Source organism: Francisella adeliensis (assembly GCF_003290445.1).
GTDB lineage: Bacteria > Pseudomonadota > Gammaproteobacteria > Francisellales > Francisellaceae > Francisella > Francisella adeliensis.
This window is the reverse complement of record NZ_CP021781.1, coordinates 1305339-1327137: the sequence shown is the minus strand read 5'-3', so window position 1 is coordinate 1327137 and position 21799 is coordinate 1305339. Positions and strand designations below refer to the sequence as shown.

Sequence of the window (21799 nt, the reverse complement as noted above, 5' to 3'; positions counted from 1 at the left end):
GTTAGTAGAAGTTTAATATAGTTAGGAAGATGTATTTATGAACAAAGAAATTGAACTACAAAAAGAGATGGGACCTAACTGGTTTGCTTCTGTAATGGGTACTGGAATTATCGCAAATGCGGCTGTTGGCTTACCATTTATTGGAAAAGATTTGACAGGTTTTGCAACTGTTATTTGGTTAATTGCATTTGCTATGCTTATTTTTATGACTATAGTAAAAAGCTATCAAACAATAACAAAGCCACACATTATCAAACGCCAATTTAATGATTCAATAATGTCTCAATTTTTTGGTGCACCTCCTATGGCATTTTTAACAGTTGCAGGTGGTACATTATTATTAGGACCTGCACTTTTGGGTCAAGATTTAGCACTTGATATTGCATGGCCACTTTTTTGGATTGGTACTATTAGTGGAGTTGTTACTGCAGTTATTATTCCATACCGTTTGTTCACTTATAATGAAGTCCATGAAGATGCAGCATTTGGTGGTTGGTTAATGCCTGTTGTTCCACCAATGGTATCGGCAACGATTGGATCAATGTTTCTTAAATATATGGAAAATGGAGATGCTCAACAGACACTGCTTTATGGCATGTATGCTTGCTTTGGTCTTAGTTTAGTAGCTTCACTTATAATTATAACTTTGATCTGGAGCCGCTTATCTCACTCTGGTACATCAGGTAGTGCACGAGTTCCCACTCTATGGATTGTTTTAGGTCCACTAGGACAGTCAATTACGGCAGCGGGTGCTTTGGGTACCGCAGCTTTGTTTACAGTTAGTGAACCTATAGCAACAGGTATGAATGTGATGGCAATCCTTTATGGAGTACCCGTTTGGGGATTTGCTATGTTGTGGTTCTTTATTGCTTCTTTACTTACTTTAAGAGCATTAAAAAGAAAGATGCCATTTGCACTTACTTGGTGGGCGTTTACATTTCCAGTTGGTACATGTGTGACAGGTACAACACAGTTAGCGCTACACACTCATTTACCATTTTTCCAATGGGCTGCAATTAGTTCATTTATATTCTTGATTTTTGCGTGGAGTATAGCAGCTATAGGTACAATTAAAGGTATAAAAACTGGTAAAGTACTATATAATCCAACCTCTGTTGTTCATGTCAAAGCGAAGAAGAAATAGTACTATATAACTAGCTTAAGTAAGACCCGTAGCCAATTATTTTCAAGGTCTGGTTAAATAGATTCTAAGGAGTTAAATATTGATTATAAAAACCCAGCGTCTAGTATTAAGGGATTTCAGACTTGCTGATACCGAAGCCTATTGCAGTATGGTTAACGATAAAAAATATCAGCGTTTTTATAGTGAAGAAGATTGTTCTGAAGAAAAGGCGAGGAAGCTTGTAAATATCTTTTTAGCACAGTCACTAGAAAAATGTAGAAGTAAATATCAAATGGTTATAGAGCTTAATGGTACATTTATAGGTACTGCAGGATTGCGTATTGAGCTAAATAAACAAGCATCAATTGGTTGTGGCGTAGGTCGAGAGTACCAAATAGAGGGTTACGCAGAAGAAGCAATTAGAGCGATTTTAGAATATGGCTTTAATAAGCATAATTTACATCGCATTTACGCTGAAACAATTTCTGAAAATAAGCCAGCAATAAAGCTATGTGAGAGAGTAGAGATGCGTGAAGAAGCTGTATTTATAGAGAATCGGTATTTCAAAGGTAGATGGTGGAGTACAGTTATAATGGCGATACTTAAATCTGAATGGAAACAAACCTGTTCAAAACACTATTAACAGCCTTAGCTTTTTAAAGGAATTAAATATTATAAATCAAACAAACTACATGGCTGGCAATCCCTTCTTTTCTACCGACAAAGCCAAGTTTTTCAGTAGTAGTAGCCTTGATATTTATTTGATCTATACCTATAGCTAAGATGTTAGATAAACAAGCTTTCATGCTTTCAATATGGGGTAGCATTTTAGGAGCTTGAGCAACTATTGTGCAATCAAGATTACCAATTGTATATCCTTTATCATCAAGCATTTTTTTGATTTCAGCTAAGAAAAATTTACTATCTGTATTTTTAAATTGTGCATCAGTATCTGGGAAGTGTCTACCAATATCACCTAAAGCTAAAGCACCTAGTATAGCATCACACATTGCGTGAATTAGTACATCGCCATCAGAATGAGCTTCAAGCCCAAACTCGTAAGGTATCTCGATACCACCGATTGTAATATCTTGTTTCTTAGCAGTAAATTTATGGACATCATAACCATGACCGATTCTAAACATGACTTTTATCCTTGTACGATAGGGTAGCCATTTGCTAGCCAACCTTCTTTGATACCGCCTGACATAGAGTACACATTTGTATAGCCCATCTTTTGTAAATTTACACCAGCAAGCAGTGATCTATAGCCACTACCGCAGTATAGATATATCTTTTGCTCTTTATTTGGAATTAGGCTTTCTATTTTAACTTCAATCTGCCCTTTACTAAGGTGAGTAGCTCCTGGAATATATGATTGAGCAAATTCTGAATCTTCACGCACATCAATTAGTACGCCATCAAGTTTGTCTTCATCAAACATTGTTTTGATTTCACTAGGGCTGATTTCAGGAACTTGTTCATGTGCTTCCGCGATAAGTCTAGCATACTCAGTAGGGTAAAAGTCTTCAGGCTTTGAGATTGGAAAATTATTTGTATTCCAAGCTCGCCATCCACCATCTACAGAAATAGTATTTGTATAGCCCATCTCCTGTAAAAGGTCAGCAACTAAAGCAGACCTAAAACCGCCACCGCAGTAGAAGTACATTTTTTGATTTTTATTTGGAATCATTTGCTCGATTCTACACTCAATCATACCTTTACTAATATGGATTGCATTTGGAATAAATCCATTAGCAAATTCAGATTCTTCACGAGTATCTATAAGTAGCCCATCAAGAGTGTTTGATTCATTCATTTCCTGAATATCGTTTACAGTACACTCTTGTATACGAGTTTTTGCATCGTTGACTAAATTTAGAAATTCACTGTTATGTTGCATAACTGCTCCTTATGATTTTAAGATTTATTTTGTCTGAAGTTTTACCAAGCTGCAATAGCTGCATCGTTTGGATAGTATTTGTCTGCTACTTTTTTGATTTGAGGGTTGTTTAGTGCTTTAACATATTCTTTTAGTTTAGGATTATTCTTTTGATCTTTATTTACCGCGATTACATTTGCAAAAGGTGAATCTTTAGGTTCAACAAATAAGGCATCCTTAAGTGTAAGTCCAGCTTTTTCTATGTAGTCATTATTAACAATACCAACATCTACATCGCCTAGGTTATTCGGGATTTGATCTGCTTGAAGAGCAATAATTTTTAGTTTTTTAGGATTGCTAGCTATACTATCAGGAGTTGCCTGCCATGTGATACCATCTTTAAGTTTTATAATTCCCATATCTTGCATAATCATTAAAGCACGCCCTTGGTTAGTAGGGTCATTAGGGATAGCAATTGTTGCACCATTAGGTATTTCATCAATTTTGTTGTATTTTTTAGAAAACACCCCCATTGGATATAAGAATGTCTTACCTATAGGTACTATGTCGTAACCAAACTGCTTGTTTTGATCTTCTAAGAATGGGATATGTTGAAATACATTAGCTTGAAGCTCATTATCATTTAATGCTCTATTGGGGATATTGTAATCACCAAACGTTACAAGTTTTACATCAAGATTGTATTTTTCTTTAGCAATTTTTTTACTAAGTTTCATAATAGCATCTTGGGGAGGACTTGTTATATAACCAACTGTAATTTGGTTTACATTTGTAGCAGTAGAGTGATTTGAATAAACCTGAATACCACAAGCAAATACTAATAAGGCACTTACAAGCCATAATGAAGTTAATTTTTTAGTAGATATAAGATAGTTACCAAATGATTGTGTGATCTGTACAAGTATAACAAGCATAACCACACCACCTAAAAGTAGGGTGTAATTACCATAGTTATATCCTTTGAAGTAGGTTAGGTCTCCTAAACCACCACCGCCAACTATACCAGCCATAGCAGAAAAACCAATTAAGGAAATACAAGTCAAAGTTGCAGCATCTATTAGTAAAGCTTTTGACTCAGGAAGTAGTACTTTAAATATAATCTGACAACGAGTAGCTCCCATAGATTTTGCAGCTTCAATAAGTCCACTATCAACTTCGCGTAATGCTGATTCTGTAAGACGCGCATAAAACGGTAAGGCAGCGATTGCTAGAGGCACAATTGAAGCAGTAGTTCCAATTGTAGTGCCAACTATAAGCCTTGTAAGAGGGTATAACAATATCAGTAATATAATATAAGGAATACTTCTTGTGATATTTATTACAATACTAAATGACTTATTAAACCCTTTAATAAGTAGGTTTTTACTATCTTGGGTCACATATAGTAATATTCCTAAAATAATCCCACCAATTACTGCTACTACAGTAGCTATGAAAACCATATATATGGTTTCCCATGTTGATTGTGCAATCAAGCCAAGCTCATGAAGATTAAATATTGTTTGCATAGCCTAACACCTTTAAATTTACATCTTGTTTAGAAAGAAAACTAAGAGCGTTTTCCCAATCTTGTCTTTCACCTGTTATATGACAAATTGCTATACCAACAATTTGCCCTTGAATTGTTTCAATATTTGCCTGAATAATACTAGCTGATGCATTAAATTGACGCGAAATTTCAGCTATAATTGGCATTTTACCTTTATCACCATAAAATGTCAGTTGCACCAAGGGGTAGATATTATCATGGCTATAAGGGTTATCAATCATTATTTTTGCTATATAATCAGGCACTTTAGTGTGGATACTTGTTTCTACAAAAGACTTAGTAACATCAGCCTTAGGATCCAAAAACACATCAAGAGTTTTCCCCATTTCACTAATTTGACCGTTGTCAATAATTGCTACTCTATCGCAGATATTTCTCACAACATCCATTTCATGGGTTATAAGGACTATAGTCAAGCCAAGCTCTTTATTTAGCCTTTTTAGTAAAGCTAATATTTGTTTTGTAGAAGTAGGGTCTAAAGCAGAAGTTGCTTCATCTGATAGTAGAACCAAAGGGTTTAGAGCTAGAGATCTTGCAATAGCTACTTTTTGTTTTTGTCCTCCACTTAGCTCTTGCGGGTATGCGTTTGCCTTATTTGGAAGCTCAACTAAATCAAGCAATTCATGGACGCGCTTTTTTATTTCAGCTTTTGAAATACCTTGTATTTCTAGAGGTAAAGAAACATTTTCAAATACAGTTCGTGATGAAAGTAGATTGAAATGTTGAAAGATCATCGAGACTTTTTTGCGAAATGCTCTAAGCTGCTTTGGTGATTTTTTAGTGATATTTTCATCAGCAATAAATATAGAACCATCTGTTGGTTCTTCAAGCAGATTTAGACATCTTAGAAGTGAACTTTTACCAGCTCCACTATGTCCGATTATACCAAATATTTCACCTTGATTAATTTCAAGGTTAATATTGTCGAGTACTAAATTACTAACATTATCTGTACGGTACTCTTTTTTTAAATTTTTGATTTGTATCATTTATTTCGCCTTAGCTTTGTCGCCGATTTTACTTTCCTGACCACTAATTAGTCTTTGGATATTTCCTTTATGTTTAATTAGTATCATAATTGCAATAATTAAAAATGGTGCGGCAATCTGCAAGTTAGCCATAAATATAACAGATATACTTGCTACAACTGTTGCAACTAATGCAGCTAACGAGGAGTATTTTGTAATTAAAGCTACACAAAGCCAAGTGATAACAAATATTAACCCTAAAACCCAGCCAAAACCAAATAAAGTTCCTATTAAAGTAGCTACACCTTTACCACCTTTAAATCCAAAAAATATAGGGAATACATGACCTAATATCGCGTAAAGAGCAGTACAAGCTATAATGAACTCACTTGCTGTGAGCATTTTTGCTATAAGAACAGGTACTAGACCCTTTAAAATATCAAAGACTAATGTAATTGCTGCAGGTACTTTGCCACCTATTCGTAGCACATTGGTTGTGCCTGGGTTACCTGAGCCTATACTTCTTGGGGATGGTAGTCTAAATATGTAACAAACTATAATTGCACTGTTAATCGAACCTAAGAGGTAAGCAAAAGTTAATAGACTAAAATTTAAGTAATTCATTTTGTAGTATTTATAAATTAAATATGAGAGTTATTATACTTTGCAATAGTTTTTTTTGAAATAAAAGATTTGGCATTTTACAATTATAAGTAAGAAAGGTTTTGCAATTCTGTGACTATTCTTTATTATTTGTTTAGATAAAGATTTTGTTAATGTTTTAGAAGTTTAAAAGGTATAAAAATGAGTATGAGTATGAGTTTAGGTTTTAGGTTTATGAGTGTCATTTGGAATGTTTAACCATTTTGGTTCTTTCTGTATCTCTATTTTTCTTTATCTACCTCAATTCAAAAAATATTCCACTTAAAACATAAAAGCTTAGCAATCAAACTAATAAGTAATTTAGGAGACTTGTTAAATAATGTATCAAGAAATAAATACACAACTAGTGGAGCAAGCAGGGCAACTAATAGTTGTTACATCAGATAGTTGGGATAGTATGTCTGCTAAGATGTGGTATTTTGATAAAGATAAAAATCATAAGTGGGTAGTTGTTAAGAAAAATATTGATGTAGTTGTTGGTAAGAAAGGTCTAGCACCAGCATCAAGTTTTGAAGATAAGAAATTAGCGAATAAAAAAGAAGGTGATAGTAAAACACCAGCAGGAGTTTTTAAAGTAGGGAAAACTTTTGGTTTTAAAGAGTCTGATTTATCAAATTATATACATGTAAAAACTGGGATAGAATGTATCGATGATAGTAATTCAAAATACTATAACGACATAGTAAACACTTCTAAATATACCAAAGACTGGCAGTCATCGGAACATATGTCAAAAGTACCTCAATATAAGTATGGTATAGAACTGCTTTATAATCATAATCCTGCTCAAGCAAAGAAGGGTTCATGTATATTTATGCATATATGGAAATCACCAACTACTGGTACAGAAGGCTGTACTGCAATGGCAGAAGAGAGTATTGAAAATCTTCAGAGTTGGATAGATCCATCTAAAAAACCAGTGATAGTACAGCTACCAATACATAGCTATGAGCAAATAAGAGTTCAATACCGTCTACCAAACTTATCTTAATGAAAGGAAATAATAATGAATGCTTTTAAAATATTTAACGATACTGACTTACTAAAATTTGCTGATTCAGGGATAACTACGCCATGCTATATCTATGATAAAAACCTTTTAGATGCGACTTTCTCAGCTGCAAAAAAAGCTTTAGATAAGCATTTTGATAATGCTGTAATTCACTATGCTATAAAAGCAAACCATAACGCTGGTATTATTGACTATGCTAAAAAATACAATATGGGTATAGACTGTGTAAGTGGCGGAGAAGTTCAACGAGCTTTAGATGCGGGTGTTGACCCTAGTCATATAGTGTTTGCTGGCGTTGGTAAAGCTGACTGGGAGATAGAGTTAGCATTAGATGCTGGTATATTTGCATTTAATTGTGAATCTATAGAAGAAATTCAGGTTATAAATGAATTTGCAAAGTCTAAGGGTGTAACAGCTAATATTTGTATACGCATTAACCCCGATATAGATGCCCAAACGCATCATTATATTAGTACAGGACAGTTTGATGATAAGTTCGGCATATCTTTTGATATGGTTGAAGAGTTTATATTTAAAGAAGCTTCCACACTCAAAAATATAGATATTATTGGATTGCATTATCATGTGGGGTCACAAATTTTAAATTTAAATGTATTTAATGATTTGGTTGCCACTGTAAATAACCACCTTGAGAACTTACTTGACAAGGGTATAGAAATTAAGCATATAAATTTTGGTGGTGGTCTTGGTATAGATTATGAAAACCCTGAAGCAAACTCTGTTGTTGATTTTGATGAGTTTTTTAGAAATATTGCTATAGGCTTTAAGTTTAAAAATACTATGCAAGTTCACTTTGAATTAGGTAGGTCTCTAGTTGCTCAATCTGGGATACTTTTAAGTAAAGTTTTATATACAAAAACTACGGGTAATACAGATTTTGCAATTATAGATGCAGGGATGACTGAGCTTCTAAGACCTGCACTTTATCAAGCACAACATAAAATAGTAGCATTGACAGATAGTGGAAGTAATGATGAGAAAGCTTATCATGTGGTTGGACCAATTTGTGAATCAAGTGATATTTTTGCAAAGCACTATCGACTGCCTAAGTTAAAAAGGGGTTACATAGTTGCGATATATTCAGCAGGAGCTTATGGTAAGGTTTTAGCGAGTGAATACAATCTTCGCCCTACAGTAAAAGAATACTTTATTTAAAAGGAAATACGATGCAATATTCTAATAAAAAAATATCAGTTTTATCACTCACAGCACTTAATATCACAGCTATAGTAAGTTTAAGTTCGATTGCTTTTATGGCAACGATAGGGCTACAAAGTGTTTTCTTTTACTTAATTGCTGCAGTTACATTTTTGGTACCAACATCACTTATATGTGCTGAGTTAAGTAGTATGCTTACTAATAATAATGGTGGTGTATTTAGTTGGGTTAAAGCAGGGCTTGGTGAAAAGGCTGGAGTGCTTGCAATGTGGCTAGAATGGTTTAATAATGTTGTAGGCTTTCCAAGTACTGTTACGGCATTGATTGCAACTTTTGCTTATGTTGGTTTTCGAGGTTTTGTTGAAAATACACATACTAGTTTTGCTTTTTGGCTTGTTATGGTTGCTACATTTATTGCTGTAAGTTTATTTAACTGTTGGCCAATGCGCCGAGTTATCATATTAAATATAGTAGGTGTGGTCTTTGGGATGATAATCCCTGGAGTGCTTTTAGTTGCGGGAGCTATGTATTTTTTAATTACAGGTCAAAGTCATCTTGAGTACCATGGAGTGACTGATTTTTTACCAGCATTATCGTTAGGAACTTATGCGTTACTCGTAAAGACTTTATCATCATATTCTGGTATTCAGTCAGTAGCTTTTCATATGACTAATATCGAAAACCCTGAAAAAAATATCCCAAGGTCTATACTTTTAGCAACTGTAATTATAGTTTCATTAACAATTCTTACAACAGTTTCATTGATGATAGTAGTACCTGTTAAAGATGTGAATGTACTTAATGGTCTTATCCAGGGTATATCAGCTGTACTTACTATCGTTGGCTTAGGAAGTATGAAGCCAGTAATTGCTATTATGGTTTCTATAGGGATGTTAGCAGCTCTTAGTACTTGGGTGCTTGGTCCTGCTAGAGGAATGCAGACAGCAGCTGAGCAAGAATTTTTTCCTAAAGTTATGGCAGGTGAAAACAAATACGGTATGCCAACGAATATGCTTATGATTCAAGTAGCTATAGTTGTGTTTTTGTCTTTAGCATTTTTGGTTATGCCTTCTATTTATTCAGCATTTGCATTACTTGTAGCGATTACATCACAATTTACAGTTGTCATGTGGATTATGGTGTTTGCTGCAGCTATTCGTTTACGCTTTAAAAAAGCTAGTGAGCATAGAGCGTTTTATGTAGGTAAGCGTGGTACAAACTGGCTTTTAGTAAGTATGTCATGTATTGCAATATTTATGTGTGTATTAGGTTTTATCTTAGGGCTTTTCCCACCAGCATTTTCTCATGTGAAAAATGTATTTCAATATACTATGATTTTGGTTGTTGCAGATGTGATAATTGTGGCTATCCCACTAGTGTGGATATGGCTGCATAGGAAGAGAATTTTGTAGTTTATTGTTATAGTGTACTATTTGGATTCAAATGACTTTCTTTTTGATAATTGAGTAACCTATGTTTTTAAGCCTTGTAAGCTCAAAGCTTAATTTCTCGAATCAAATTTATCTCGCCATTTTTTGAGATTTTTAGATAATTACCTGTTTTATACCAATCACCAACCACATAGCGAGTATGATCTTTCTCATGATGAATGTTCATTCTGTGTGTATGACCATGAATTACTACATCACAATCCTTACGATATTTTGCAATACCTTCAGCTGTTACATCTACAGTTGGATCTTTACGGTTTTTTGCATAGCTATGATTTCTAACATTTTGAGCTGTTTTTTCTCTTAAAAATAATGGAAGTCTTCTAAATATAAATCTAAGAGGGTAGTTATAAGCAATCCACTTACGATATATTTGGTAGCTTTTATCATCTGTACAAAATAAATCGCCATGCGAGAATAATATTTTCTTACCTGCTATTGTTGCATAGTATGGGTCTTTAAGTATTTTTACGCCACTTTGTTTAGCAAATTTTTTGCCAATTAAAAAGTCACGATTACCATGTATGAAAAGTATTTCTAAACCATCATCACGAGCTTTTTTTAACCAGCTTGTTATTTCGTGATAAAACTCATCTTTATGATTATCACCAATCCAATAATCAAAAAAGTCTCCCATTATAAAAAGTATATTTTCTGAGCTTGTTATACTTTTTAAAAACTGCTTAAAAACATCAGCCATTTCAGCATGACCCTCATTTAAATGAAGATCCGCAACAATATAAATATCTTTATTATGATCCATATTTCTCACGGTATTGTTTAAATTTAGCTACAGTAGCATCATCAAGGTTTTCTTTTACATAATCATAAATAGCAGAAAAGTTTGTAACAGCTAATACTGGGGTATTAAAGTCTTGAGATATTTTTTTAGTAGCAGATATATCACTATCCTTTGCTTTTTCTTGGCGATCAATAGAAAGGATAACACCTGCAATAGTTGCATTAATCGTTTGCAGTTTTTCTTTAGATTCAAAAAAGGCTGTTCCAGCAGTCATTACATCATCAACAAGTAGTACTTTTTTATTAGTCATATCAGCACCAACAAAAATACCACCTTCACCATGGTTTTTAGCTTCTTTACGATCAAAAGCATAAGGTATATCTATATTGTATTTGATTGCTAATACTGTAGATATAGCTGCAACGAGTGGTATACCTTTATATGCAGGGCCAAAAAGCACATCATACTTAATGTTACTTTGAGATATTTTCTGTGCATAAAAATCAGCTAGCGTAGCAAGTTGTTTGCCTGTATTAAATAATCCAGCATTAAAAAAATACGGACTAATTCTTCCTGATTTTAATGTAAATTCACCAAATTTAAGTACTTGGCTTTCTAGTGCGAAATCTATAAACATATTAGAGTGTTCTTTATTGAAGCTATGTATTATGAATTATAAAGAAAACTATTAAAAATACCAATACAAGCAGAGTTAATTACTTGTTATACTGTATGCTAATACTGTTTTTTATTTAAGAAAATGTCAAAACATATTCATATACTTGGAGTTTGTGGCACATTTATGGGCTCACTGGCTATCCTTGCTAAGCAAAAAGGCTATAAAGTTACAGGTTCAGATTTAAATGTATACCCACCGATGAGTACTTATCTTGAGTCTCAAGGTGTTGAAATCATACAAGGATTTGAATTATCGCAATTAGATGCAAAACCTGATGAGATAATTATCGGTAATGTTATGAAACGCGGTATGGAGATTATTGAGTATGTTTTAGATCAAGAGTTGGCGTATTTTAGTGGGCCAGAGTGGCTGTATCAAAATATTCTTAAAGAGAAAAAAGTAATAGCTATTGCTGGAACGCATGGTAAAACTACAACTACTACTATGACTATTAAGTTGCTTGAAGAAGCAGGTTTAAACCCTAGTTTTTTAGTTGGTGGAATAAGTGCTGATTTAGGAGTATCTTCAAGGTATACTGATTCTGAATATTTTGTTATAGAGGCTGATGAGTATGACACTGCATTTTTTGATAAACGCTCGAAACTAATCCATTATGCTCCTGATATATTTGTGATAAATAATATCGAATTTGATCATGCTGATATCTTTAAAGATATTGATGCGATATATTGGCAATTTCACCAGTTACTTAGAAAAATGCCAGCTAAGGCGAGCGTGCTTTACAATGCAAATGATAAAAATGTACTAAATATAATAGACATGGGGTGTTGGTCAAAGCAAATACCTTTGAATTCTAAATTAGGTGTTTACCTTGATAGCTGTAAAGCAGATTTTTCTGAATTTAAACTATGTGAGGGTGACAAAAGCCTAAAAATTTCATGGGGTTTGATTGGTGAACATAATGCTGCAAATGCTCTTTGTGCGTATAGTGTTGCTAAGCAGGTTGGTATAAGTGATGAGACTATTGCTAAAGGCTTTGCTAGTTTTAAAGGTGTTAAACGCAGGTTGGAAGTTTTGTATAAATCACAAAATATTACATTGTATGATGATTTTGCACATCACCCAACATCTATTAAACTAACTCTTGAAGCAGTGACAAATAAGTCACCAGATGCTTTTGTTGTTGGTCTTATTGATCCTCGTTCAAACACAATGCGACAGGGTGACAATAAACAAAACTTACCTCAAGCGATAGACTCAGCAGATAAAATATTGCTTTATAATCATGAGCTTTTGAAATGGGATGCAAAAGAGCTTTTAGGTCACGACTCTAGAGTTGAGTTTATACCTAATATAAATGGTTTTATCTCACAAGTAGAGTTACTTTTGGTAGAAAATAATAAAGTAGAACTAGTAATGATGAGTAATGGCTCATTTGATGGTTTACGCGAAAAATTAGTAGAAATATTGGAGAATAAATGAGTAGTTTAGTATACGGAATACACGCCGTAGATGGCTTGGTAAACACTAATCAAGCTAAAGAGCTTTTTATATTAAAAAAGCAAAATAGTAACCCAAAAATTGATAAACTTGTAGCAAATGCTCAAACAAGTAATATAGAAGTTAGCTTTGTTGAGAATATTAAAGAATTGCCTTTTAGGGTAAAGAAGGGTGTAACTCATCAGGGAGTGTTTGCCATTGAGAAGATTGATTTTCAAACTTACTCTGAAAATGATATTGAAGAACTTTTACCAACCCATAAGGAAGCATTCATTCTAGTGTTAGATAATGTACAAGATCCGCATAATTTTGGAGCTTGTATTCGTTCGGCACACTCAGCAGGTGTTGATTTTATAGTTGTATCAAAAGACAACAGCTCACCTATAAACGCTACGGTTAAGAAAGTTGCATGTGGGGCAGCAGAGCATACTAAAATAGTAGTAGCAACAAACCTTGCTCGTGCTATTGAGAAGCTAAAAAAAGCTGGGGTGTGGATAATTGGTTTAGCAGGTGAAGCTGATGAAAGTCTTTATTCTATGAATTTGAAAGATTCTGTAGCTATAGTAGCAGGAGCCGAAGGCTCGGGTATGCGAGCAAGAACAAAGTCAACTTGTGATTTTCTAGCTAAACTACCAATGCTTGGCGAGGTTTCAAGCCTAAATGTATCTGTGGCAGCAGGTATTGCTATGTACGAAGGGGTTAGACAAAGAGTATCTTAGGAGAGTAGATGGAGCTAGCATTTTTAAATAGTAAAAAATATGCAACAATAAACGCGCTAAAAGCAGCACTAGCAGCATCTATAGCTTATGCATTAGGTATGTTTTTAGAAAGTCATTTTCATATGTCTCAATCATATTTGTGGATAGTTATCACAGTGTTAGTTGTAATGTCAACACAACCTAATTTAGGAGGTGCTTTAGATAAAGCATTGATGAGGTTCTTGGGAACTGTAATAGGAGCAATAGTTGCTATCACAATTTTATTGCTAGTTCCTAGGTGGTTGCATTATTACTTTGCAATACCATTTATTATATTTGCGGTATATACAGCTGGTTCATCATCAAAATTTAGCTATGCTGGTACTTTGTCTGGGATTACATTAATCATAATTTTATTAAACCAGAACCCTGGTGTGCAAGTAGCAATGTATAGAGCTGTTGAAATATCTTTAGGGATAGGTATATCTTTATTAGTAAATAGGCTTGTATTTCCAATACGAGCGGAGACTAGACTTAAAGAGAGCTATGCTAAAACTATTTTACAAATCAGGGATTTCTTTGAAATCTTATTTATTGAAAGAAATGATGATCATCGTAAATTGAGAGAAAGTTTATTTGGGGAATTTGCAAAGCATTTAAACCTTATTAAGGAATTAAAATATGAAAAATCTGATAAGAGTGTAAAAGAGTTTGAGAAAATGAGCTTGTACTCTCGTAGACTTTATAGATATATGATTATTTCTTATGAGTATTTAGAGTCTAGATTTAGTGATAAAACTCTTGAAAACCTAGATGATGAGGTTTTTAAAAGATTCAAGCAACATATTATTGAATCATTAGAAGATATTGCTAAAGATATTAAGAGTAGAAAAAGGATAAGTTATCATGAAATTGTTAAGTATGATAAACATATTTTACCTTTGTTAGAAAATGAACAGCATGATGAAATATTTTTATTTTGCATAAGAATGTTTTTAGATGCATTAGAAAAATTCTCAAAAGAATACAATTACATCCTGCAAATATCAAAGCATTGAAAACCTTGCTAAATAAGAGTTTTTAATATACTATTTGAGCTTGAAAAATGTTTATTTTTCTTGTTTAGAAGTTAGAGGGAATCATGAAATTATATCCAAAAAATCTTGTAATAATGATACTTATTACAACTATTATTATAGATGTTATGGCTGCAGGATTGGTTTTTCCGATTATGCCATCTCTATTTTTTGACAATATCTGTGTAACATTTGGTGATCCAGGCGGTAATTTTCAGAACTGGTATTACTCTATAGCTTTATCTTGTTGGCCACTAGGTTTATTGATAGGCTGCCCAATTATTGGAGAATTATCTGATAAGTATGGTCGTAAATCAATATTGATAATAGCGTTAATAAGTACGTTTCTTTCGTATTTACTATCTATTTATGCGATTTACTCACATAATTTCATAATGTTTGTTGCTAGTAGGTTTATCAGTGGTTTAGCTGGTGGTGCATTTGAGATTGCCCAAGCAGCTATAATAGATATGTCAGATGAGGAAAGTAAATCTAAGAATATTGGATTTGTAACTATGGCAGCGTCTCTAGGATTTGTTATTGGTCCGGTGATCACAAGTTTAGTTGCATCTGTAAATGTTCATCATACTTTACCATTTGCATTTGCTGCAGTGATGGCTTTTATCAATGTGATTTTTGTTGCAATAGTGATGAAAAAAGATTTACCAAAAAATCCTGGTTTAATTATTCAAATTGGTAGTATTTATAAAACTATATCTTTTTTAGTGTCTGATAAGCGAGTTAGAGTGATAGGTGTGGTTTATTTGTTACTGCAGTGCGGCTGGGGCTTTTATGGCCAAGGTGTAGCATTGTTTTTAGACCATGTTTATGACTATAGTGTCGCGGATATAGGTGCTTTTTATGCGTTAATGGGACTGTCAACGGCAGTAGCTTGCTTGGTTTTACAACCTAAACTTTTTACGAAATTTAGTAACTCTAATGTTTTTGTTCCGGCTGCTATTGTTTTAGGTGTGGGAAGTATTCTTGTTGGAGTTATAGGCCCTCAAGAAGGTCAGTGGATTTTAGCTGTGATTTTATCAGTATCTCAGCTTTTGTGTTATACAGCTTTATTAACAATGATTTCATCAGCTGTTTCAAGTAGAGAGCAAGGAAAAGCTATGGGAGCTGCTGGTGCTGGATTTGGGTTAGCATGGTTTTTAAATGATTTAATGATGGGTCATTTATCTTCAACATCGCCATCAGCACCAATTACATTTGGTGGAGGAATGTTTTTTGTTGCAGTAATATTATTTGTATTTGCTGTTAAAATCATGAAGGAAAAGGTAGAATAATAAGCTAGCTTAAATACACTATAAAAATTAATGCAATTAATCTCTCTAAAAAATATTTCTCTAAACTTTGGCACACAAATTATTCTTGATAATGCAAACTTAGAAATAAGTAAAGGCCAGAAAATATGTCTTATTGGTCGTAATGGTACAGGTAAATCTACACTTCTTAAAATTATTGAAAATAAAATGCAAGCTGAAACCGGCGAGGTTATAGTGCATAACAATGCCGTAGTATCTAGCATGGTGCAAGATGTGCCAGCAGGACTTGATGGAACTATTCGAGATGTCGTATTATCTGGATTAGGCGAAATAGGTGAAAAATTAAAGAGATATAACGAACTCTTAGAAACAAATCCTATGTCAGAAGAGCTTGAAGGGTTACAGAAAGATATTGATCATAACCATGCATGGGGATTTTTAAATGAGGTTGATATACTTGGGTCAAAGCTTAAACTTGATTTAGATGGTAGCTTCAAAGAGCTTTCAGGTGGTATGAAAAGGCGTGTAATATTGGCAAGAGCATTGGTTAATGATCCTGATCTGTTGCTTCTTGATGAACCTACTAACCATCTAGATATTGACTCAATAAAATGGTTGGAAGAGTTTTTAAAAGATTTTAAAGGTGCAATACTTTTTATAACGCATGATAGAGAATTCTTGAATAATGTTGCTAAGAGTATAGTTGAGTTAGATAGAGGCAAACTTTATAAGTTCGATGGTAACTATAAGACATTCTTAGAAAAAAAAGAGCAAATATTAAATGCTGAAGAAAAAGCTAATAGTGAGTTTGACAAGAAACTTGCTCAAGAAGAAGTATGGATTCGTCAAGGAGTGAAAGCTCGTCGTACTCGTAATGAAGGTAGAGTAAGAGCATTAGAACAAATGCGTAAAGATCGTAAGCAACGTAGAGTTAAAGTTGGTGGTGTTGATATAGTCGCAGCGACAGAGAAATCATCTAAAAAACTTATTCAAGCTAAAAATATTTCTTGTGAATTTGAAAATAAAAAGCTCTTTAAAGACTTTAGTGTTGAGATACATAAGGGTGACAAGATAGCAATTATTGGGAAAAATGGTTGTGGTAAAAGTAGCTTACTTAATTGCTTGTTAGGTACAGCTAAACCTAATGCTGGTGAAATTGAACATGCTGATAATATCAAGGTAGCTTATTTTGACCAGTTAAGAGATCAGTTAGATATGTCTTTGAGTATTATTGATAATGTTAAAGAGGGTTCTGACTTTATAAATATTGCAGGCAAAGAAGTTCATGTAATTACATATTTACAAAAATTCCTTTTTACACCAGATAGACTTCATGCACCAATCACGCATTTATCAGGTGGAGAGAAAAACCGTTTATTATTAGCTAAGATTCTTTCTAAGCCAAGTAATATTATAGTTTTAGATGAGCCGACAAATGATCTTGATATTGAAACACTAGAAATACTAGAAGAAATGCTTATAAATTATCAAGGAACATTGCTTTTAGTGAGTCATGATAGAGAATTTATAAACAATGTCGCTACAAGCACTATAGTTTTTGAAAATAGTGAGTTAAGTGAATATGTTGGTGGCTATGATGATTGGATCTTTCAGAAAGATCAGTCAAACTCAAATCAAAATCTAACCAGTAATTCATCATCAAAAATAGAGGTTAAGCAAGCTAGTAAGCTAACGCACGACCAAAGAAAAGTTTTAAGAAATTTACCAGTTCAAATTGAAAAACTAGAAAAGAGTGTTTCGAATATAGAGGCAGAAATGGCAGATGTAACTTTTTATCAAAAATCACCAACAGAAATTAGTAAAGTTGAAAATAAACTTGGTGAATTAAACCAAGATTTAGAGCAGAAATATATTCTATGGGAAGAGCTTTTAGAGCTTGAGTAGTAAATTTATATTTTTTTAACTCATTTACATTATGCTATTATTATAAAGTTAGGTATTTAAAAATAACAAAATTATGAAAACATATAAAAGAGAAAGACACGATATTATAGAAGAAAGAAAGGTTCTGTCTATAACAGCTTTGGCAGAGTTTGCTGAAAGATATGGGTATTATGTAGTTCAATCATTACTTATATTTTTTCTAATAGAAAAGTTTAATATATCTCAAGAGTTATCGGCATCTCTAGTTGGTACAGCATTAGCTATGATCTATATATCTGCAATTGTTGGAGGATATATAGCGGAACGCCTATTGGGGTACTATCGAGCAGGGCTTTTAGGTTCTGCTTTAATGTTGATAGGTTATTTTTTGCTAGCTTCAGCATCAAGTCAAAACAGCTTGTGTTTAGGGCTAGGTCTGATATGTATCAGTAGTGGACTTATCAAGTCAAATATGGCGGCTTTTATAGGCAGGTTCTATGACCGTTCTTCTTTTGATGACTCAAGAAGAGATTTTGGTTTTAATGTTTTTTATATGGGTATAAATCTTGGTGGATTTCTTGGCTTAGTGCTGGCAACATCATTAAAAGACCATTTTGGTTATGATATTGCATTTTATAGTAGCTTAGTTGTGAACCTATTAATGTTTATAATGTTGTGTAGTGGTTATAAACTTATAGATAAGCATTTGCTAGATATTAGATTTAGCCTATTAGTTATTCTCAGAGTTTGCTTGATTTTAGTAGTTTATATATCTTTATTATTTTATGTGTTTAAGTACCCTGAAGTAGCAAATTATTCAGTTTTAGCTTCAGCAATTGTGTCAATTTTTATATTGCTTATTTCTATCAAGAAAAGTAGTGTCCGTAAAGTTATAGCAGCATCGGTATTCTTTTTGTTATCTATAGTATATTGGGCTTTATATTTTCAGATGTTTATTTGCTTGCTTTTATTTGTAGAGTATTCGGTTAAGCAATATCTTTTGAATTCTGGCCAAATATTGAGTGTGGTGTCATTAACTATCTTAGCTTTTGCAGTGATTATGGGCAGACTTTGGATATATCTTGCTAAAAAAGATAGAATGACTAATGATATTGACAAGTTTAACCTTGCTTTTGTAGTGATGGCTTTAGCGTTTATTGTTATAGAAGTGTTTATTTATGCGACTCCTGGAAGCATTAAAGTCTCACCTTTTGCATTTATAATAGGCTATTTCATTATAGGTATATCTGAGCTTTGTATTTCAGCGATAGGACTTTCTTTAGTTACTAAGATAGCTCCAAAAGGTTTTGTAGCTCTATATATGGGAATATGGCTAATTACACTAGGTATAGGTGGTAAACTTGGGGGCGTTTTATCTTCTTATTTTTATATCCCAGAAACGGATGTGGTATTAGCTAAAACAAATATGGCAGATGCATTAGATGCATTCGTACTAATCGCAGTATTAGCTTCTTTAGCAATATTGTTGCTTAGAAAGTTTGTCAATAAATACACGCACTAAATTCTTTTAAGAAATATATCTAATCAAACTGTTTATAAACAGGTCTATATCTTTTATAATGTAGCTCAACTTTATATAAATACTATTTATCTAATAAGTATGAAAGAAATATCTAACATAAAAGTAAAAGTCCAAAGTGGCGGTAAATATACTACAGAGCAGGGTTTTCATGCCGTAAAAGACGGTATAAGAGATAAAAAAGAAAATTCTGTACATATTCGTAAACCTGACTGGTTAAAAGTTAAAAAGCAAAATTCAGCAGAATATCTAAAGGTTAAGTCTATAACTAAAGAGCATAAACTAGCAACTGTTTGTGAAGAGGCAAAATGTCCAAACATTAATGAGTGTTGGTCGCATGGTACGGCAACTATTATGCTTATGGGTGCAGTTTGTACTAGAGCTTGTAAATTTTGCTCAGTAGATACGGGTAATCCAAAAGGTTGGCTTGATAAAGATGAACCAGCAAATACAGCTAAAAGTGTCAAACTTATGAATCTTGAATATGTTGTTTTGACATCTGTTGATAGAGATGATCTTGAAGATGGTGGGGCAGAGCATTATGCAAAAACTATATCGGCTATAAAAGATGTGGACAGTAGTATAAAAGTAGAAGCTTTAACACCTGACTTTGCGGGTGAAATATCAAATATAGATAAAATTCTTGCAACACCTGTTGATGTTGTAGCTCAAAATATTGAGACAGTTGAAAGACTTACTCATCCTGTTCGTGATCCTAGAGCAGGTTACTGGCAAACTTTAAACTTTTTGAAATATGCTAAAGAGAAATCTCCTAATGTAATAACTAAAACAAGTATTATGGTTGGTTTAGGTGAAACAGATGAAGAAGTTTATCAAGCTATGGATGATATAAGGAATGTTGGTGTGGATGTTTTAACTTTAGGGCAATATATGCAACCAACAAAACATCACTTGAGTGTAGAGAGATTTGTTACCCCTGCAAAGTTTGAAGAGTATCGTAAAATAGGCTTAGAAAAGGGCTTTTTAGAAGTAGCCTCAGGGCCAATGGTTCGATCAAGCTATAGAGCTGATAGAATCTTTAAAAAAGATAATTTAGGTTTGTGAAATATAAAGACTATAGGTGTGAAAATGGCAAAAGTGGCAGTTGTGCTTTCTGGATCTGGATACTTAGATGGTACTGAAATACAAGAAGCTGTATTAACTATTCTTGAGTTAGAAAAACAAGGTGTAGAATGGCAAGGCGTTGCATTAAATGAAGATCAAAACCATGTAATTAATCATCTACAGCAATCTATTGATTCAAAAGCATCAGCTAGAAATGTATTAGAAGAGTCTGCTCGTATCACACGAGGTAATGTTATCGACCTTGAAGATGCTGATAGCGATGATTATGATGCTGTGATTTTCCCCGGTGGGTTTGGTGCGGCAAAAAACATTATGAACTTTGCCTTTGTTGGTGATGAATCTTATACAATGAATCAAGAAGTACAAAAATTTGCACGAGCTTTTTATCTTGCAGACAAGCCTGCTGGATATATTTGTATAGCACCATTAATGATACCTCTAGTCTATCCTGAAGGTACTAGAGCTACAGTTGGTACGGATGAGAACACATCAGCTATATTGGCAAAAAAAGGTGCGGAAGTGGAAATTATGGATGCAACGAATATATGTGTTGATGATGGTGTAAAACTTGTATCAACACCTGCATATATGTGTGCAAAAAATATATTGGAAGCATCTGAAGGGATTGCTAAATTAGTTGAAAAAGTTGTTAGCTATATTTAGCGCAAAAATTTAAATTTCAAATGGAGCTTATGGTCAAACCATAGGAAGACTGTAATACTCAAATAGTAGTATTATAGCTATAAAAAATAAGGAAGAGAATAATGGCAGGTCATAGTAAATGGGCAAACATTAAGCATAAAAAAGCTAAAGAAGATGCTAAAAGAGGTAAGGTTTTCACTAAACTTATCCGTGAAATAACAGTTGCTGCAAGATTAGGTGGTGGCGATAAAGATGCTAATCCTCGTTTAAGAGCAGCAGTTGCTACAGCATTTGCAAACAATATGAGTAAAGACACTGTAGAAAGAGCAGTTGCAAAAGGTGCTGGTGGTGATGATGGTGCTAATGTAGAAGAAGTGCGTTATGAAGGCTATGGCCCAGCAGGTGTTGCTATAATGGTTGATTGTATGACAGATAATCGTAACCGTACTGTAGCAGAGGTTCGCCATGCTTTTTCAAAAAGTGGTGGTAATCTTGGTACTGATGGTTCTGTTGGTTATATGTTTGAGAAGAAAGGAATTATATCTTTTGATGATAGTGTTGATGAAGATACTATTATGGAAGTGGCACTTGAGTCTGGTGCAGAAGATGTAGTAACTCATGAAGATGGCAGTATTGATGTGATTACAGCGCCACAAGATTTCTCTGATGTCCAAGAGTCTTTAGTTGAGAAAGGATTTGCTGCAATAAGTGCCGAAGTGACTTTTGATGCTGATGTAAAAGCTGAGCTAGATGTTGATACTGCTGAAAAAGTTATGAATCTTATCGACAAACTAGAAGACCTTGATGATGTGCAAAGTGTATATTCAAATGCTAACTTCACTCAAGAGCTGATGGAACAGTTAGGTTAGTCG

General features: G+C 33.6%; 20 protein-coding genes and 1 pseudogene. 14 read left to right on the top strand and 7 right to left on the bottom strand.

All coding sequences use genetic code 11. The annotated features are described in order from the left end of the window. The first annotated feature begins 37 nt into the window (after window positions 1-37). Together CDH04_RS06440 and CDH04_RS06435 are read left to right on the top strand one after the other, a co-directional pair. Window positions 38-1144, top strand: coding sequence for a TDT family transporter (locus CDH04_RS06440; RefSeq protein WP_112870243.1), 1107 nt, complete (start codon window positions 38-40; stop codon window positions 1142-1144). 79 nt (window positions 1145-1223) lie between these two features. Then, window positions 1224-1766 (top strand): GNAT family N-acetyltransferase, encoded by a 543-nt coding sequence (locus CDH04_RS06435; protein WP_200164480.1) that lies wholly within the window; start codon window positions 1224-1226, stop codon window positions 1764-1766. Window positions 1767-1788: 22 nt separating this feature from the next. On the opposite strand, the gene ispF is transcribed toward CDH04_RS06435, so the two are convergent. The 5 genes and pseudogenes from ispF to plsY form a co-directional block, all read right to left on the bottom strand. Then, window positions 1789-2268: a 2-C-methyl-D-erythritol 2,4-cyclodiphosphate synthase gene (ispF, locus tag CDH04_RS06430; protein WP_112870241.1), complete on the bottom strand. Its 480-nt coding sequence runs from the start codon at window positions 2266-2268 to the stop codon at window positions 1789-1791. A 5-nt stretch (window positions 2269-2273) separates the two neighbouring features. Beyond that, window positions 2274-3026, bottom strand: a complete 753-nt coding sequence (locus CDH04_RS06425) for a rhodanese-like domain-containing protein (RefSeq protein WP_112870240.1) — start codon at window positions 3024-3026, stop codon at window positions 2274-2276. 41 nt (window positions 3027-3067) lie between these two features. Beyond that, the gene (locus tag CDH04_RS06420; protein ID WP_112870239.1) at window positions 3068-4534 is read right to left on the bottom strand and encodes a MetQ/NlpA family ABC transporter substrate-binding protein; all 1467 of its coding nucleotides are present in this window, start codon (window positions 4532-4534) and stop codon (window positions 3068-3070) included. Next, window positions 4518-5564, bottom strand: a complete 1047-nt coding sequence (locus CDH04_RS06415) for a methionine ABC transporter ATP-binding protein (protein ID WP_112870238.1) — start codon at window positions 5562-5564, stop codon at window positions 4518-4520. Before CDH04_RS06415 ends, CDH04_RS06420 begins: the two co-directional genes overlap by 17 nt. After that, window positions 5521-6167: pseudogene (gene plsY, locus CDH04_RS06410) on the bottom strand (glycerol-3-phosphate 1-O-acyltransferase PlsY). Before plsY ends, CDH04_RS06415 begins: the two are co-directional and overlap by 44 nt. Window positions 6168-6615: 448 nt before the next feature. Here plsY and CDH04_RS06405 point away from each other — a divergent pair. From CDH04_RS06405 to CDH04_RS06395, 3 genes are read left to right on the top strand one after another with little or no spacing between them, the layout of a single operon-like run. Then, window positions 6616-7197 carry a L,D-transpeptidase family protein gene (locus CDH04_RS06405; RefSeq protein WP_112870918.1) on the top strand — a complete coding sequence of 194 codons (582 nt, stop codon included), beginning with the start codon at window positions 6616-6618 and terminating at the stop codon, window positions 7195-7197. A gap of 15 nt (window positions 7198-7212) precedes the next feature. Further along, window positions 7213-8394, top strand: a complete 1182-nt coding sequence (gene lysA, locus CDH04_RS06400; RefSeq protein ID WP_112870236.1) for a diaminopimelate decarboxylase — start codon at window positions 7213-7215, stop codon at window positions 8392-8394. A gap of 11 nt (window positions 8395-8405) precedes the next feature. After that, a complete protein-coding gene (locus tag CDH04_RS06395) occupies window positions 8406-9809 on the top strand; it encodes an APC family permease (protein WP_112870235.1) in 1404 nt (467 codons plus the stop codon). An 82-nt stretch (window positions 9810-9891) separates the two neighbouring features. Here the strand turns inward: CDH04_RS06395 and CDH04_RS06390 are convergent, their stop codons facing one another. Together CDH04_RS06390 and pyrE are read right to left on the bottom strand one after the other, a co-directional pair. After that, complete coding sequence (locus CDH04_RS06390; protein ID WP_112870234.1) at window positions 9892-10611, bottom strand: UDP-2,3-diacylglucosamine diphosphatase; 720 nt, start codon at window positions 10609-10611, stop codon at window positions 9892-9894. Beyond that, entirely contained in the window at window positions 10601-11227 is a 627-nt protein-coding gene (gene pyrE, locus CDH04_RS06385; RefSeq protein WP_112870233.1) for an orotate phosphoribosyltransferase, read from the bottom strand. The genes CDH04_RS06390 and pyrE overlap by 11 nt, the downstream gene beginning before the upstream one ends. Window positions 11228-11350: 123 nt before the next feature. On the opposite strand from pyrE, the gene mpl reads away from it, so the two are divergent. From mpl to CDH04_RS06340, 9 genes are all read left to right on the top strand, one after another. Next, window positions 11351-12712: a UDP-N-acetylmuramate:L-alanyl-gamma-D-glutamyl-meso-diaminopimelate ligase gene (gene mpl, locus CDH04_RS06380; RefSeq protein ID WP_112870232.1), complete on the top strand. Its 1362-nt coding sequence runs from the start codon at window positions 11351-11353 to the stop codon at window positions 12710-12712. Beyond that, the gene (rlmB, locus tag CDH04_RS06375; RefSeq protein ID WP_112870231.1) at window positions 12709-13449 is read left to right on the top strand and encodes a 23S rRNA (guanosine(2251)-2'-O)-methyltransferase RlmB; all 741 of its coding nucleotides are present in this window, start codon (window positions 12709-12711) and stop codon (window positions 13447-13449) included. Before mpl ends, rlmB begins: the two co-directional genes overlap by 4 nt. Window positions 13450-13457: 8 nt before the next feature. Then, window positions 13458-14486: an FUSC family protein gene (locus CDH04_RS06370; protein ID WP_112870230.1), complete on the top strand. Its 1029-nt coding sequence runs from the start codon at window positions 13458-13460 to the stop codon at window positions 14484-14486. Between the two features lie 83 nt (window positions 14487-14569). Next, window positions 14570-15796, top strand: a complete 1227-nt coding sequence (locus CDH04_RS06365; protein WP_112870229.1) for an MFS transporter — start codon at window positions 14570-14572, stop codon at window positions 15794-15796. 30 nt (window positions 15797-15826) lie between these two features. Next, on the top strand, window positions 15827-17680 hold the full coding sequence (locus CDH04_RS06360; RefSeq protein ID WP_112870228.1) for an ATP-binding cassette domain-containing protein: 1854 nt from the start codon (window positions 15827-15829) through the stop codon (window positions 17678-17680). Between the two features lie 73 nt (window positions 17681-17753). Beyond that, window positions 17754-19181 (top strand): peptide MFS transporter, encoded by a 1428-nt coding sequence (locus tag CDH04_RS06355; RefSeq protein ID WP_112870227.1) that lies wholly within the window; start codon window positions 17754-17756, stop codon window positions 19179-19181. A gap of 99 nt (window positions 19182-19280) precedes the next feature. Continuing rightward, a complete protein-coding gene (lipA, locus tag CDH04_RS06350; protein ID WP_112870226.1) occupies window positions 19281-20264 on the top strand; it encodes a lipoyl synthase in 984 nt (327 codons plus the stop codon). Between the two features lie 24 nt (window positions 20265-20288). Then, window positions 20289-20948 carry an isoprenoid biosynthesis glyoxalase ElbB gene (elbB, locus tag CDH04_RS06345; RefSeq protein WP_112870225.1) on the top strand — a complete coding sequence of 220 codons (660 nt, stop codon included), beginning with the start codon at window positions 20289-20291 and terminating at the stop codon, window positions 20946-20948. A 101-nt stretch (window positions 20949-21049) separates the two neighbouring features. Next, window positions 21050-21796: a YebC/PmpR family DNA-binding transcriptional regulator gene (locus tag CDH04_RS06340; protein ID WP_112870224.1), complete on the top strand. Its 747-nt coding sequence runs from the start codon at window positions 21050-21052 to the stop codon at window positions 21794-21796. Window positions 21797-21799: the final 3 nt, after the last annotated feature.